Origin of the sequence: Methylobacter sp. Wu1 (genome assembly GCF_036553575.1) — a bacterium.
GTDB lineage: Bacteria > Pseudomonadota > Gammaproteobacteria > Methylococcales > Methylomonadaceae > Methylobacter.
This window is the reverse complement of record NZ_JAZHOC010000065.1, coordinates 1-15669: the sequence shown is the minus strand read 5'-3', so window position 1 is coordinate 15669 and position 15669 is coordinate 1. Positions and strand designations below refer to the sequence as shown.

Sequence of the window (15669 nt, the reverse complement as noted above, 5' to 3'; positions counted from 1 at the left end):
TATTCGATCAGGGTATTGAGTTGAAACCCCAGAACGATAGGGCCTTTGAACGGGTTGTGCACAATTTGTAGCCACTTATGCTTGTCATGGAACAAATTGAAGTCATCCGAAGCGTTACGTGCCACTTCGATATGAAGCTGATCGAAAATAAACGGCCGACTATTCATTTTTTTCAGTGTGTAGAGGGGTTAATAATTAATTTATATCAATGTTTGCCGGTTTAACTTCAACCTGGAAATCTCTCATTCTAGACAGTTTCTCCATTGATTACGTTGGTTATTGTAGTAAACGGGCCAAGTGCCCAAGTCTTTCTGCATAGCCGCTAGATCATAACAGGTTTCCATGTAACTGATGTTACGCTGTTGTAAGGCCGAATTCACTTTATATTCGACCCGGGCAAGCATCCGTGTACCGGCCTAGGCAGTGCGAATACCCGCAAAGGGCATAAATGAATTTGCCTACACGGCACAAAACAGCCGTGCTGCCGCTTGGATATTCTCCACAAGATACAGACACTCTGCAGATCCGTCAGCCAGGAAGGCGGAATCGTCATCCATATCAAGCATGATTACAGAAGCATGCTCGAAAGTACCAGAGGCAATCCTAACTCCAAACCTAAGCCTCACCTTAGTTAAAGAATTGGCTGACTGCATCCGCTGTTTCACTATTTGCTCGCGGTACGCCAAATTCCCAAAATCCCCTATAAGAATGCTCTTGCTTAACTTATCCTCACACACCAGCCAGCCTTCATGATTTAAGTTGCTCAGAACGACGATATTTTTACTATTCACAAAGGCTCTTTTCATTACCTTGTCTTTGTTCTGTAAAATGGATGATGTCCTAACAACATGTGTATCCGTGAAATTCAGCATAAAGCGAAGCTTTCAAAAATTTCTATAGCATCAGATATTCTTCGCCACATGCATTTCATTGGATATTCCGCAGTTTGATATAGTGTTTCTGTATCCTAATAAATACAGCTACAGTAAATATGTCTTAAGCTATTGTAATCTTGATTTTATCTCTATTCGTATAATTACCTATTAATTAGCCTCAATTTAGAGCAATTATCTTTTAATTAGAAACATAACCTGAATGCTTGAAAACGATCCATTAATTGGCCGGCCGTGCGCCGGAGCGCCTTCAGCCTGGCCAAGATCTGCCCGATCGGATTCAGGCCGGGATGGTAAGGCGGCCGGTGTTTGAGGGCCGCTCCCGTGTGTTGCAAGCATGGCCTGAACTTCCGCCACCTAATGCGCCGGCGATGAGCGTTTTTTTATAGCGGCAACCCAGCTTGTGCCGGATAAACCTGTCAATGGCCGAGATCGTTAGGCAGTGTAGATACTCCCTTTACAGGTTGCCTATACCATAAAGCCAGACGATGCCACCTCTTCGATCCCGCGCCATTACCACATCGCCAACCCTACTGTTGCGGGTGACTCCGTCCATGTGCCCCGCATTAATCCGTACTCTCACGCTGGCGATTTCCGGAGTTTGACTTCGCCTATCCTAACAATGCCACCGCGGCAGCATTTGACTGCCGCGGCTTATGGCGGTTCGCCGTCTTGGCTTTTAACAGCAGTGAGTGATTTCTTGGCTTGCTCATGGCTTGAGATCGCCATAGAGCCGTTTTATCACTTAATCTACTGTCTGGTTTGAGGTCCATTTCTATCTTCGTACTCAACCTTATTATTAACCTGCACCATTGGGACAATCCCTATGCCTATAGTGGGATCATAAGCAATGAGCATCTAGGAGACAGGCGGTTTTTCAGTAGAAAGAATACTGAATGTGCCGTCCGGGTTTGAATGTAATTTAACATTTACAAACTCAGTTTTACCGTTAACCAGTACTTCTGGAATAGTTACCGCGCCAATAGCGGAATCATAGACGGCACTAGCCGCAACGGGAACCTTAAGATCAGGCGCTTCAGAAGAAAGAACGCTAAGTATTTCTCCTGGATTCAATCCCAATTTGACATTTGCAAACTCAACATTATCGCCAACCTGCACCGCTGGAATAGTTACTGTGCCCGTAGCAGGATCATAAATAGTGTAAGTTTTGGCGACAGAAGGTTTCTCAGTAGAAAGAACGCTGAATGTGCCGTCCCGGTTTGACTGCAATTTAACATTTACAAACTCAGTTTTACCGTTAACCAATACCTCTGGAATAGTTGCCGTGCCTGCAGTGAGATCATAGACAGCACTAGCCGCAACGGGTGCATTAGGGGCTTCAGAAGAAAGAACACTAAGCGTTCCTTCTGGATTAAATCCCAATTTGACATTGACAAACTCAACCTTACCGCCGACCTGCACCGCTGGAATAGTTACCGTGCCCGTAACAGGATCATAAGTAACGTAAGTCCTTGAAACAACAGGTGTTCCTGTTCCGTTAGAAGTTGTTGTGCCAGGTTTTGTTGTGTCAGGTTTTGTTGTGTCAGGCTTTGTTGTGTCAGGCTTTGTTGTGTCAGGCTTTGTTGTATCAGGCTTTGTTGTGTCAGGTGGTGTTGTGTCAGGTGGTGTTGTGTCAGGTGGTGTTGTGTCAGGTGGTGTTGTGTCAGGTGGTGTTGTGTCAGGTGGTGTTGTATCAGGTGGTGTTGTATCAGGTGGTGTTGTATCAGGTGGTGTTGCACCAGATAATATCAGTTCCGCCAATGTACTTAAGTCTAAGGATGCCGGATCGGATGATGCATCGGCGAAAGGTGCTGCATCTTGCTGGCAGCTAGCTTCAGTGCTGGGAACCTTGGAGGTAAGCAGATAGCTAGACACAGCCTGGTCCACGCAGGATGAAAGAGAAAGCGACGTATGTCCCCAGCCTTCGAGCGTCAGCAAGGCCGAATTGGGCAGGAGGCTGTGCGCTTGCAGGGCGCCTTCATACGACGTTATGGGATCGAAACGGTTGGCAACGAGGAGTATCGGTTCTGCGGTCGTTTGGGTAAACGGGCCGAGATAGCGATCTGGATCGTTACCCTGCCAAACGGCACAAGGGCTGGATTGCCAGGCCGCGAAGCGCCCAAATATCCCAGTATCGGCCTCGGCGGCTTCTCCCGCCAAAGACCAAGCCGCGTAATTATCGGGGTTGATGGAATCGCTGCACATGACCGCGAATTGCTGAGCGGTACGTGTCAAATCATCGGGATTGGGTGTGCTGCCCAGGGCAGCAGTTAAAGCAGTAAATGCACTTCCTGCCCTCAAGGCTGTGTATATCGAGCCATTAGTGATATTGCCGTAAATTTCATTCAAGGCGCTCGCCAACAGTGACCATTCCGATGAACTCGCCAGCGCGCTGATAACCGTTTCAATGAACCGGTCATAGGTAAGGTCGACGGGACCTTTGGTCGGATCGATCATGTGGACAGGCGCCATCCGCAGGTAACCGACCAGAAAATCAAACTTGGTGGTCGCCCCATCGCCGAAGGAGCACTGAGCGACACCTACTTGATCGCAAAGGCGTAAGAATTCATTCAGCGTCGCCTGCGCCCCTTTATCTATACCGAATCTCGTGGTAACGGGCAGGTTAAAGCCCTCGTTGCCATGGCCGGTAGTATAAGCGACGGGATCAACAACGCCGTCCAGAACCATGGCCCGGATCTTGTCAGGGAACAGGTTCGCATAAGTGATGCCGAGAAAGCTCCCATGGCTGTAGCCCACATAATTGAGTTGGCTATCGCCGACGGCCTGGCGCAGCAGATCGAGATCCCGGGCTACGTTAGCGGTTGACATATGATCAAGCACAGGGCCGCCGTTAGTTTTGCATGAACTGGCCATCGTCCTGTCGAAATCTGCCCGTAAGGCTTCTTCGTCAGGATTACGGGGAAAAGAGAACGGCAGCACAGTAACTGGACCGTTAAAGCATACGAGAGGACTGCTTAGGCCTATGCCTCGAGGGTCGAAGCCGATCACGTCGAATTTTTCGCGGATTTCTGGCCGAAGCGATGAGCCAATGCCTAGTACGAAGTCGACTCCCGAATTACCAGGCCCGCCGGGGTTGAAGAAAAGCGATCCAATTTTTCCTGTGCTCGCGGTTGCCGACAATTTAATCAAGGACAGGGTGAGTTTTTCCCCTTCAGGCGCATTATGGTCGAGAGGTACACTGACAGACCCGCAAAAATATGGCAGGCCGGATTCTGGATGACACGCTTGCCAGTCAATAGTTGGCACGCTCTGGTTTGCCATAACCATTCCTGGAACTAATAATAAAATACTAGACCGATGAAAGTATTTAAGAAACATAAAAAACACTCCTTTCTTGTAAGTTTGTTTTTTAACAGGTCCCGTTGCGTTAATTTTAATGGGCAGAGATAGACTATTGACTGGCAGAATCAGACCGATACCGCATTGGTGAAATCATCAGCTCAATCTCGACTACAGTGTTAACCAAGCCAACCTTAAATTTCCATAAAACCAATCTGAAAAAACAGTTAAATCTGAAGAACTCATCAAGAAATAATCAAGCGCTAATATAAGGCCCTTGTTATTCCTGATACCTGACTTGAGATCGCGCCCGTTCAGGCTGTTTTATAAAAAACAATCTGAACCCGAAGTTTTACAGCACGCTTCAGTGAATAACGGGCAAATACTGATGAATCGGCTGGAATCTCACGAATCCGATCACAGCGTAGTTGGCGGTGCAGCCCTCCATGACCTTGCAGCAGCCAAGAAACTGGCTGAAAGAAAGCTACGTCTTGGAGACTTCAGCCAGTGCCTTAGCCCGCTTTGTCCGCCAGATCGAGCCGGCAGAAAAAACAGTCCATGCCCCAGTGAACAGGGCCGCGACGATGCAGCCTATAGCGGCAAAACTGGAAACTGGGACGATGCCATTGCGATGCATCCCGGTTGATGCTTCTGGATGAAATCAGTGCGTCCACTGATATGGCCGTGCTTTGAGTGGTGTACGTTGTAGGGATGCTGCAACAGCGGAGCATTGGTAAACGATGGCCTTGATTGCCGGTTTGCCTGCCGGCCGATTCACGGCCCCGGTGCGCGGATCAAGCCATGAGCGGAGAGCGTTTTAAAGAATACCTGCGTTGGCAGCTGGGACCGACTTTAAAGCCCGGCGATAGCGTCATCTGCAACAACCTGCCGGCGTATCAGGTGGCGGAAGTTAAAGGTTAATAATGGAAGCGTGTCATGCGTCTCGGAGGCGAATCCAACGGCAGGCGTGCCAGGAAAATTCGAATCTGCCGTGTAGGTGCGGATTCATTTATGCCTTGGGTACTTGTGCCTCTTGCGGGTATTCGCACCGCCTAGGCCGGTACACGGATGCTTGCCCGGGTCGAATATGAAGTGAATTCGACCCTGCAACGGCATAACATCAGCGACAGAACACCGATATTCAGTCGACATCAAGCAAAAATCAAGGCTGAGCTGCCGAGGCAGAGTCAGTCAAGAATGTATTGATCTTTGCCAAATCTTCGTACTCGAGAATACCAGCGGAGCGCTTGAGCCGCAGGGTGTTTAACAAATAGTCATACCTGGCTTTGGCGTAGTCCCGCTGAACCCGGTACCATTCGCGCGTCGCCACGACTAGATCAAGCGTAGTGCGGCTGCCGAATTGAATACCGGATTCTATCTCTTTCATCGACAATTCCTGCGACTTGAGAGTTTGCCGTAATGCCTGCACACGGCTGACGCCGGTCACTACGCCATAGAAGGCGTCGCGAGATTGCCTTTCCGCACTGCGCTGTTCTTGCTTCAGCGTAGCCAGAGTCTCGTCATGCCGATGAGCCGCTTCCCGTGATCGCGAAGTCATTTGACCGCCTTCGTATAACGCCATATTCATCTCCAACCCGAAACTGTTATAAAAAATAGTAGCGTTGCCAAACTGGCCTCCGGTTTCCATCCAGCCGTTGCTTGCCTTGAAATCGACACTGGGCAGATGTGCCGAGTCAAGCCGGCTAATCTCATCGCGGGCGATATTGGAGGCCAGGGTGGCGGCTACAATGCGCGGATTCTGCGTCAGCGCCTGATCAGTCCAGTTCTTTTCGTTCAAAGGCTCCGGCTTGACTAAAGGAATATCCTCGGCAAGCGCTGAGAGACGGTCATAGTATTCGCCGGTAATTTCCCTTAATGCCGCTCTGGCGTCATTGAGCTGTTGTTGGGCTTCGATTTCATCGGCTACTGCACGATCATAACCCGCATTGGCTTCCGACACATCGGTGATGGCAATTTCGCCATAATTGAAACGCTGCTGACTCTGTTCGCGCTGCCGGCCTAGCGTGTCCTTCTGAGCCTCGGAATACCGCAGGTTGTCCAGCGCGCCCAACAAGCCGAAATACCGCTCCGCCACTCGCAAAATCAAATCCTGATGGGTCGCATTCAACTCCATTTCGGACTGTTCCACTCGCTGGCCAGCCTGATCCATGGCTATCAGCCTGTCGTAGTGAAACACCGGCTGATAAAGAGAGATATCGTAACCATCGCTGAGAAACAGATCTTCTCCGGCGACACCGATTGCCTGCGGGTCATTTAAACCGATATGCTGATGATTGCCGGTGACATTGGCGGAGAGGTTTACTGATGGGAGCAAAGCCTTGGCCTTGGCCTGATTGTGCTGTTCTTCGCTAACCTGGCGGATTGCCTTTCCCTTCATCAGTTGCGGATCTTCCTCTATTGCCTTGTTATAGATATCCAGCAGATTACTGGGCGGCAACTCGGCAGCCAGTACCGGACAGGAAGCCCATCCCAGCAAAACCAGCAAAACCAAGCCTCCGGAGCGAAACATGGGCGGCGTTAAGCGATAAACTATCTTCTGCGCTATCATAACTTTCCTTTATTATAGTTGTGGGACTTCCTCTGTTGCTTTGTGACAGATATCCAGCAGATGACTGGGCAGCCGACTCAGCAGCCAGTATCGAACATGAATTCCATTCCAGCAAAAACCAAGCTCCCAAAGCGAAAAAAATGGGCGGCATTAAGCGATAAACTATCTCCTGCGGTATTCTATAATGGCTTCTCTACCGCTTTTGATGACACAACGCTGTCTTGCTCGTCAAGCCCTGAAATCACCTCAATATTAAGCCCGTCGGAGAGACCGGTGACAAGCTTCTTCTCGACGATCTCGCCAGTCGGCAGCTTTACTTTAGCATAGGATTCGTCTCCGCGAAATATTAGGCTGCCTTCGGGAATGGTCATGACTTGTTCATGCCGGGAAAATACGATTTTGGCTGTCGCGCTATAGCCAGCCCTGAGAAACACCCCCAACTTGGGCTTGATGGTTGCGCGAATTTCGAATACTTTCCGGCCTTGATCGGTTTTCTTGGCTTCCGCCGCTATAAAATCCAGTGTGGCCTCGAACTGTTCATCCGGAAGGGCGCCGACATTCAGAATAAGGGGCATGCCCTCCTGCAAGCGCCCGGTATCTGCTTCTTCCACTTCGCCTTTGAAGATCAGGCTATGCATGTCGGCAATAGTGAAAACCGTCGTACCTTCAGAAAGATCATTGGCTTTAATGATGAAATCGCCAATCTCCACAGGCTGGTCCAGCACCATGCCGTCCATGGTGGCGGTAATCAGGGTCGAGGTGGTTTTGAATTGCTGTGAGGCACCTTTGAGGCGCAGTTCCAATTCGCGTTCGGCCTGCTCCAAGGTCGACTTTGATACATCGTATTTCAGCTTGTCATCCTGATACGCAGCGTCGGAAATCAGATGTTGGTCATGAAGATGACTGCGCCGCTCCAGTTCGGCGGCCGCTCGCTGGTACTCAAGGCGGGCTTTTCTGATTTGCGCCTGGACGGTATTAACCTCCACCGGATCAGCGCGCAGCCGTATGTGGGCCAGCACATCCCCGCGCTTCACCCATTGCCCTTGCTTAACAAGCACTTCTTCGAGCACACCGTTCGCTTGAGATTTGATCTTGACTTTCCGATTGGGAACAATCTGCCCGGTGGCGACGGTATAATGCTCAATGGTCATGCGAGAGGGTTTTTCTGTCCGCACGGTGATTTCATTGGCGCCGGCTGAAACAAACAACCAGAAACCACTGCCAAACACGAAGGCAGAAACCAATAAAAGCCAACTGGTACGGACTACAATTCGACGAAAATTATTCATGTCTGAGTGCCTCAATAGGTGATACGCGCACCGCCTGGCGCGCCGGCAGATAGCCTGCGATAAGACCAGCAAGTATCAAAACGCCTAGCGCCGAAATAGCGATAGAAAGATCGACTTGAGGATCACGAAAGTAATCCGATTCGATGCCGGCCTGGCTGATCAATTCGACAAGCCCTACCCCTGCAATCAACCCCACATAGCCTGCGGCTAAAGTGATGACCAGTGTCTCATGCAATACCATGAAAAGTATATCAGCCGAGGAAGCGCCGATGGCTTTGCGAATACCGAATTCACGCGTGCGCTCCTTGACAGTGACCAGCATCGTATTGCTGACCCCGACACAGCCCGCCATTAATGTACCGGTTCCGACAATAATCATGAACAGCCTGATACCGCTCATTAAGGACTCCACTTTTTTTACTTCATCACTGATATCGTAGATCTCCAGAGCGGCAGAATCGTTCGGGTCAAACCGATGCCGCTGGGATAGCAGCCGAATGGCTTCCGGCTTCAGATCCGGCCAGCTATAGCCCGACGATACCGTCAAGGCAAGCATATTGACTGTCGGGGCAGGGTCAAACACTTGCCTCAACGTGGAGTATGGAATGTAGACGCGATTGGGCGACTGCTCTCCCAACGCTTTGTTGTATACGCCAATCACAGTAAACGGTGTTTCTCCTACGTAAATCGTTTTTCCTACGGGATTGAGTTGATTTTTCATCAGCACATCGTTAACCCGGGCGCCGATTATGGCGACTTTACGTGAGTCGCGCTCATCCAACTGGTTAATCTGGCGTCCGCTCAGCAAGGCCAGTTTTTGAATTTCAGCATTGACGGCGCTAATGCCGTTTATCTGGAATGAGCCGGTATTTTTTCCATATCTCATAACATATCCTTTATCCAATAATTTGGTAGGCCCAACGGCCTCCACCCCTGGCAAGTTTTCAAGCAAAGCGACGTCATCAATCTCCAGCCCCACCGCGCGACCTGGGGTTAAACCTTTATAGGATTGAGAAGTTTTGCCACCTCCGATCCAGACACTATTTAACGCCGTGTCCTGGAAAAGCGTCATCGTGCCACGCTCCAACCCCTTCCCCATTCCTAACAGCAGAACCAGCATAAAAATGCCCCAACTGACTCCAAAAGCAGTCAAGCCTGTCCGCAATTTGTGCTTGCTAAGGGATTGCCCGAGCTCGGCCCAGCGTTCAAAATCAATCATGAGTGGTATGGTCCATAGTTAATAGTTAGTGCCTGATTCGCCCATCCTGCAGATGGATAACGCGACGCGTTCGTTCAGCGACTTCTTCATCATGCGTGATGACGACAAGCGTCTTGCCTTCATGGTTTATTTCGGTGAACAATTCCATCACTTCCTCTGAAGTCTTGGTATCCAGATTGCCGGTCGGTTCGTCGGCTAAGATCAGAGGCGGGTCGGTAACCAATGCGCGTGCAATGGCTACCCGCTGCCGCTGCCCGCCCGACAGCTCCGAGGGCAAGTGATCCATCCGGCTGGCCAGCCCCATGCGTTCCAATAGCTTCCGCGCCCTTTCTTCCCGCTGCTTGCGGGGAACCTTTTGGTAATAAAGCGGCATGGCCACGTTATCGATAGCGCTCTTGAAAGGCAGCAGATTGAATGACTGGAATACGAAGCCAATCAAATGATTGCGGTGTCGCGTGGCCTCCGTTTCGGAAAGCGGCTTTATCAGGGTTCCATCCAAAACATACTCACCGTCGTCGTAACGATCCAGAATCCCCAGCACATTGAGCAAAGTCGATTTACCTGAGCCTGACGGACCCATGATGGATACAAACTCGCCCTCTTTGACGCATAGGTCGATGCCCTTCAATACGGGAACGGTCATTGATCCAATATGATAGGATTTCGTGAGACTCTGGACACTTATTATTGGCTTTTCAAAAGAAACCCCCAGCGTGTCGGCGGCAGCCAATTGCTGCTTTTGCAATTGGCCATTTTGCCTCTCCCGGAGAAATTTCGAATGGTTAGGACTTATATCAAGCATGAACTGCCCCTGTCTCTACGGCCTCAACAGCCTGCTCAAAACGATCCAGTACTTCGCCGGCATCGGCTTCCGTCGCGATGAGAGGCGGCAGAAAACGAAGCACGCAGCCATTGCGCCCTCCGGTTTCAATGATCAGTTTGTTTTTAAAGCAATTTCGCTTTATGGCCTTGGCGAGCTCCCCATCCGGAGCACCTGGCTGATCGCCGCCGCCCGGCTTCACAATTTCAACGCCGATCATTAGCCCAAGCCCGCGCACATCACCCAGGATTGGATTGTCTTGCGCAATTTCAATCAGGCCTTTTTTCAGAATATCGCCAATCTTATTGGCATTGTCAACAAGTCCATCTCTATCGATCACCCGCATCGTGGTGCTTCCTGCGACCATCGCCAACTGATTGCCTCTGAACGTGCCCGCGTGCATGCCGGGAGTCCAGACATCGAATCGTTTATCGTATACCACGACTGACAACGGGTAACCGCCTCCAATGGCCTTGGACAAAACCAGAATATCCGGCGTTATGCCTGCGCGCTCAATGGCAAATAAGGTGCCTGTCCGTCCAAGTCCTGTCTGAACCTCGTCGATGATCAGCGGCACATCGAATTCAAGCGTCAATTTTCTTAGCTCTTGCAGCCAGTAAATGGAAGCCGGAATGGCGCCGCCCTCTCCTTGCACAGCTTCGACGATGATAGCGGCTGGCTTTGACACCCCGCTCTCGGGGTCCGATAAAATCGTGCGGATGTAATTGATCGATAGCTGGTCGGTTTGAGCGCCATTGGTTCCAAATGGGCACCGGAAACGGTAAGGGAAAGGGGCGAATTGCACACCGGCCGCCGCCAGGCCCACGCCGGTTTTAGGGTGTAAATTACCCATGAGGCCAAGAGCGCCCGAAGTCATGCCATGGTAGCTGCCATGAAACGCCATGATGCCTTGCCGTTTCGTATAAAATTTCGCCAGTTTGAGTGCGGCCTCGACTGCATCAGACCCGGTCGGCCCGCAGAACTGTATCCGCCCATCGTCGCGCAATTTCGGCGGCAGCCGCGAGAACAGATCCTTGACAAATTGAATCTTGGCCGGAGTGGAAAAATCAAGTGCCTGTTGAATGCCATCCGATGAAATATACTCGACAACAGCTTGCTTAATTTCAGGATGGTTATGTCCTAGCGGCAAAGCGCCGGCAACAGCCAGACAATCTATGTACTCGTTTCCTTGGGAATCCCGAACACGCACCCCATGACCCGTTGAAAACACTTTGTTAAAGAATCTGGCATAAGTTCTTGCGTTTGATTCCAGGAGTTTCAGGTAATCGTATGACATGCTATTTCTCCTTACTTTTTTATTTTTGATTGCATTTTCTGCCGGGAAAACCCGGCTCATTATTTTTTCAAACACTTAGGACTCATTTGAGCCAGGTGCATCCGGCACGATCAGATCCAATCGGCGCAGTCTTGTTAAAAATCCAACCAGTGAAATGAGTGCCCCTATAAAGCCGCTGATAACGAACATAAGCCCGATGCCACGCCCTTTTCCTGTTCCAATCCAGGGGCCTAGCGTCTGTTCTAACAGACCGCCTTCAGATAGAGCAGGTTCAAAAATCTGATCGGCGGAAAACCCGCCAGCCATGACAACGATACTTATAGTCAGCAAAGCGGCAACATTAATGATCGAGAAGATTCTGCCTTGAAACTTATTCGGAATTTTTCTCATCCACAGCGAATGATTACAGCCCTGAGCAAAGCCGCCCACCAGCAAGGCGGTAAACACCGACACGCAGTAAAGGTTGAAGGATGTATTGACGCCAACCAGCAATATGCAAAGCGCCAGCATCACATCAGCCGCCAGCGCCCAAAGCATCAAACGCTTAAGCTCTCCCATCACTGTCAACAGGATTGAGCCAATCAGTCCTCCCACACCGCCGACCGTGAGAATGACGCCTAAGTCGTTTTCGGAGTAATGGGAAAGCACCAGAGGCATAATCATCGTTGACGCGAGCGTCACAAAACCTTGCTGAAGAACGGTGTATACCAGCAGCCACAGCATCAGCGGCTCCTTCTTGAAAAACACTAGCGCCAAGGCAACGCTGCCGCTTACCGCTTCCGTATCGTCGGCCCTGATCTTGCCGATATTGCCACTGGCTCTACCGGTGTAAAAAAAAGCGTTCAAAATCAATATGGAGCCCATAGCAAATGCAGTGATGTCGATAAAGACTATGCCCTGCAGCCCTATCGCCGCCATCAGGCTGCCCGCGACCAAAGGCGCAAACATGCTTAACACATTGGAACTCACCCCCATCAAGCCGCTGGCCTGCGTATATTTTTCCTTGGGCAGAAGCTTGCTGACAGACGCCGTATAGGCAGGCGTCCTGAACGCCGCGATCAGCGACATTGCAACATTGAAGACATAAAGATGCTCGATATCAAGGCTGTTATGCCAAAGAAACCAGGCCAGCATCAGCAATAACGCGACAGCCGTCAGATCGGCCGCAACCATCACATAGCGCCGGTCGAAGCGGTCAACGATGCCGCCGGCGATCGGCATAATGAACACTGCCGGTAAAATAGCCGCCACCAGCACGCCGGAAAAATCAAGAGCCGAGCCGGTTTTTTGATAGACCCACACGCCTAATGCGAACTCCATCAGCGAGGCGCCGATTAACGCGACAGTCTCGCCACACCAGAGTAGATAGAAGGGCCGCCCCATCATCGCCAAACTTGCACTTTGATAATTTTCTTTTTCCAATTCGTTTGCCGTGTTCATAGGATGATGTCATTTGTTGATTTAAGGTTAAAAAACCGGGATGAATTTATTGTCCGAACCAAACCCGACATAAGCCGCGCTAAGCTCGGGCGCATCGAGCCGGTTTCCTAAAACGGAAATAGCCGACTCGGCGCCTCAATCACTTATGCCTCCCCAATTCCAGCCAATCCGCTAAAGCGTTGACATAAGGCGCCTTGATAACAGTCATATGATTGCCTTCACTTTGCCAGTATTTGAGATCCTTAACCCAATATCGCCATTTTGCGACGACGGCTTCGTGGTCAGATTGATCAGTCTGAGCCAACACGAGCCGCAGCGGTCCGGCATAGTGATGTTCCGGGCAGTAGCGGGTTCTTAATGCCGTGCCAAAGGTGCGGAATGTGCCGGTCAGCATTTCGGGCTGAGATTGTTTAGGCATCAGCCCGACGCCTACCAGGCGTTGATGCAGCAGTTTCAAGCGTGCATCGCCGTCAAGCCCGTCCAGATCGGCGGCCTGTATTGCCAGAGATGCATCAATGGATTGCTCATAGATCTCGACCAGTTTCATCAACACTTCGGTTTCCGTATATTCGCGCGCGACGCATTGCGGCTCATGCGGCGCATCGGTATCGATCAAGGTCAGCGAAGCTACGCTGCGTCCGCTCTTAGCCAGTTGCAGCGCCATATCGAAAACGACCCATCCGCCAAAGGAATGGCCGACCAGATGTAATGGCCCTTCCGGATATACCGACTGGATCGCTCGCAGATAGGCTTTGGCAGCGGCGGGTACGGTCGCATGCGGCACCATTTCGCCGTCCAGTCCACGCGGCTGCAAGCCATAGACAGGTCTTGACGATCCCAAAGCTAAGGTCAAATCGGTGAACGCGCTCACACTGCCTCCCGCACCCGGTACGCAGAATAAAGGCGCCACAGCGAAACTGCCGGAATGAAGCGCTACTAACGGATCGTAGCCGTTGCTATGATCCATCGGCTTCCCGGCACCTGCCTCCCGAATTGAGGCGGAAAGCGCTGCGCCCAGCGAATCGACATGAGGCGATTCCATCATGGTTTGATGCGAACCCGTCACCCGTATCAGCCGTATTTGCTGCTTCGGCAATACCGAGTCCCAATTCCGGAAGGGATTTTCTTCAGCATGCTCAGTGGTGGCATATAAATGGATTGGGATCGGCAACTTGCGGGCGCAGTATTGAGCGTCCGCTATTTTATGGTTGTGCCAGCGATGCAGAAACTTCTGAAATTCGTCGGCAGTCAGATGAGCCGGCAGCAGAGATAAGGCCTGGCATTTGCTCACCAACTCCGCAAAATCCATTGAAGAAGCTGCCGATTTTATTTCATCGGCCATCGCCGAAGGCATCTCGTCTGCCAACACGAAATCCAGCAATAAACTTGTGTCATCGACATCCGTCATGATGCCTTTTGCATTCGCGTAGTTATAGTATGAATCCAGCAACCCTAGAAATTCTACCGTCTCATCTTCTCCAATAAGTTGTGCGGCAATTTCATACGCAATCGTCCCGCCAAGAGACCAGCCGGCGAGGCGGTAAGGCCCATGCGGCTGCACTGCGCGTATCATCCGCACTAATCTGGCGGCCATTGCTTGCATGGTGTGATAAGGCGCTTCGTTTAGCGGTTGTCCGGGCAAGCCGTAGACGGGTATATCGCTATCGATATGTGGCACGAGATTAGGGCCATAGAGCATTTCGCCCGTGACCTCATGAACTAAAAACAGTGGAGCTTGATTACCGGTTTTCCTCAGCGGTATTGCGTTTGCTTCTGTAATCCGTGTGTCTTCACGAATCGCCCAGGCTAACGATTCAATAGTCGGCTTTTCAAATAACATCGCTATGGAGATCTCAATGCCTTCCTGTTTCAACAGACTCAACAATTGAACCGCCGATAAAGAGTGCCCGCCCATCTCGAAGAAATTAGCCGTCACGCTAATAGACTCGACCTGGAATAATCTGCGCCAAACTGCGGCAATTTTCGCTTCATCGGTAGATCGCGGCGGTACAAAGTCCAAATAGGCATCCGGCGCCGGCAGGGCCTTGCGGTCCAGCTTGCCGTTCGGAGTCAACGGCAGCGCGGCCAGATGCACGAAGGCGGCCGGCACCATGTACTCGGGCAGGGACTCGGCCAGATACGCGCGCAAGTCGTCCACGGCCAGATCGGCGTCGCCGGTGTAATAAGCCACTAGCCGCTTGCCGCCAACGCCGTCCTCGCGGGCCAGCACGGCCGTTTCCCGGACCGCCGGGTGTCCGGCCAGCCGGGCCTCGATCTCGCCCAGTTCGATGCGGAAGCCGCGGATCTTGACCTGGAAGTCATTGCGGCCCAGGAATTCGATGCTGCCGTCTTCCCGCCAACGGCCCAGGTCGCCGGTCTTGTACAGCCGCACCTGGGGATCGCGGCTGAACGGATCCTGGATGAAGCGTTCGGCGGTCAGTTCGGGCTGGTTCAGGTAGCCCCGTGCCAGTCCGGCGCCGCCCGCATACAGTTCGCCCACGGCACCGACCGGAACGGGCGAAAGATGATCGTCCAGCAGGTAGACACGGGTGTTGGCGATGGGCTTGCCAATTGGCGGCAGCCCTTCGCCTCCCGCCGGTACCGAGCAAGAGGTCGAGACGACGCTGTTCTCGGTCGGGCCGTAGTTGTTGACCAGTTCGAACGGCAGCCCGGCCGGCGGATAGCCGTGCAGCTGGTCGCCGCCGGCCAACAGGCAGCGCAGAGCCAAGTGTTCAGGCCGGGGCGATGCCAGCATCAGCTCGGCCAGCGGCGTCGGCATGAACGCGATAGTGATGCGGTCGTCGGCCAGCTGCTGCCATAGCGCCTCCGGCTGGCCCAGCAG

10 protein-coding genes are annotated in these 15669 nt (G+C 51.7%); 1 reads left to right on the top strand and 9 read right to left on the bottom strand.

From position 1 onward, the window contains the following. Nucleotides 1-458: 458 nt before the first annotated feature. Complete coding sequence (locus V2P20_RS14295; protein WP_331819443.1) at nucleotides 459-806, bottom strand: hypothetical protein; 348 nt, start codon at nucleotides 804-806, stop codon at nucleotides 459-461. Nucleotides 807-1751: 945 nt separating this feature from the next. Then, nucleotides 1752-4175 (bottom strand): alpha/beta hydrolase, encoded by a 2424-nt coding sequence (locus tag V2P20_RS14290; RefSeq protein WP_331819441.1) that lies wholly within the window; start codon nucleotides 4173-4175, stop codon nucleotides 1752-1754. A 385-nt stretch (nucleotides 4176-4560) separates the two neighbouring features. Between V2P20_RS14290 and V2P20_RS14285 the strand changes: the two genes are divergently transcribed. Beyond that, on the top strand, nucleotides 4561-4839 hold the full coding sequence (locus V2P20_RS14285) for a hypothetical protein (protein ID WP_331819439.1): 279 nt from the start codon (nucleotides 4561-4563) through the stop codon (nucleotides 4837-4839). Between the two features lie 516 nt (nucleotides 4840-5355). Here V2P20_RS14285 and V2P20_RS14280 read toward each other — a convergent pair. From V2P20_RS14280 to V2P20_RS14250, 7 genes are all read right to left on the bottom strand, one after another. Beyond that, on the bottom strand, nucleotides 5356-6762 hold the full coding sequence (locus tag V2P20_RS14280; RefSeq protein WP_331819437.1) for a TolC family outer membrane protein: 1407 nt from the start codon (nucleotides 6760-6762) through the stop codon (nucleotides 5356-5358). Between the two features lie 179 nt (nucleotides 6763-6941). Further along, nucleotides 6942-8051: an efflux RND transporter periplasmic adaptor subunit gene (locus V2P20_RS14275; protein ID WP_331819435.1), complete on the bottom strand. Its 1110-nt coding sequence runs from the start codon at nucleotides 8049-8051 to the stop codon at nucleotides 6942-6944. Then, a complete protein-coding gene (locus V2P20_RS14270) occupies nucleotides 8044-9270 on the bottom strand; it encodes an ABC transporter permease (protein WP_331819433.1) in 1227 nt (408 codons plus the stop codon). The genes V2P20_RS14275 and V2P20_RS14270 overlap by 8 nt, the downstream gene beginning before the upstream one ends. A gap of 25 nt (nucleotides 9271-9295) precedes the next feature. Further along, nucleotides 9296-9913: an ABC transporter ATP-binding protein gene (locus V2P20_RS14265; protein ID WP_331819431.1), complete on the bottom strand. Its 618-nt coding sequence runs from the start codon at nucleotides 9911-9913 to the stop codon at nucleotides 9296-9298. A gap of 151 nt (nucleotides 9914-10064) precedes the next feature. Then, complete coding sequence (locus V2P20_RS14260) at nucleotides 10065-11387, bottom strand: diaminobutyrate--2-oxoglutarate transaminase family protein (RefSeq protein WP_331819429.1); 1323 nt, start codon at nucleotides 11385-11387, stop codon at nucleotides 10065-10067. A gap of 75 nt (nucleotides 11388-11462) precedes the next feature. Beyond that, a complete protein-coding gene (locus V2P20_RS14255; RefSeq protein WP_331819427.1) occupies nucleotides 11463-12827 on the bottom strand; it encodes an MFS transporter in 1365 nt (454 codons plus the stop codon). Between the two features lie 139 nt (nucleotides 12828-12966). After that, a partial coding sequence (locus V2P20_RS14250) for an alpha/beta fold hydrolase (protein WP_331819425.1) occupies nucleotides 12967-15669 on the bottom strand: 2703 nt, incomplete at its 5' end.

Excerpts from the sequence above, each read along its gene's own strand:
- V2P20_RS14270 (WP_331819433.1), bottom strand. The coding sequence starts at position 9,270 with ATGATTGATTTTGAACGCTGGGCCGAGCTCGGGCAATCCCTTAGCAAG.
- V2P20_RS14295 (WP_331819443.1), bottom strand. The coding sequence starts at position 806 with ATGAAAAGAGCCTTTGTGAATAGTAAAAATATCGTCGTTCTGAGCAAC.
- V2P20_RS14275 (WP_331819435.1), bottom strand. The coding sequence starts at position 8,051 with ATGAATAATTTTCGTCGAATTGTAGTCCGTACCAGTTGGCTTTTATTG.
- V2P20_RS14290 (WP_331819441.1), bottom strand. The coding sequence starts at position 4,175 with ATGGCAAACCAGAGCGTGCCAACTATTGACTGGCAAGCGTGTCATCCA.
- V2P20_RS14280 (WP_331819437.1), bottom strand. The coding sequence starts at position 6,762 with ATGATAGCGCAGAAGATAGTTTATCGCTTAACGCCGCCCATGTTTCGC.
- V2P20_RS14255 (WP_331819427.1), bottom strand. The coding sequence starts at position 12,827 with ATGAACACGGCAAACGAATTGGAAAAAGAAAATTATCAAAGTGCAAGT.
- V2P20_RS14265 (WP_331819431.1), bottom strand. The coding sequence starts at position 9,913 with ATGACCGTTCCCGTATTGAAGGGCATCGACCTATGCGTCAAAGAGGGC.
- V2P20_RS14260 (WP_331819429.1), bottom strand. The coding sequence starts at position 11,387 with ATGTCATACGATTACCTGAAACTCCTGGAATCAAACGCAAGAACTTAT.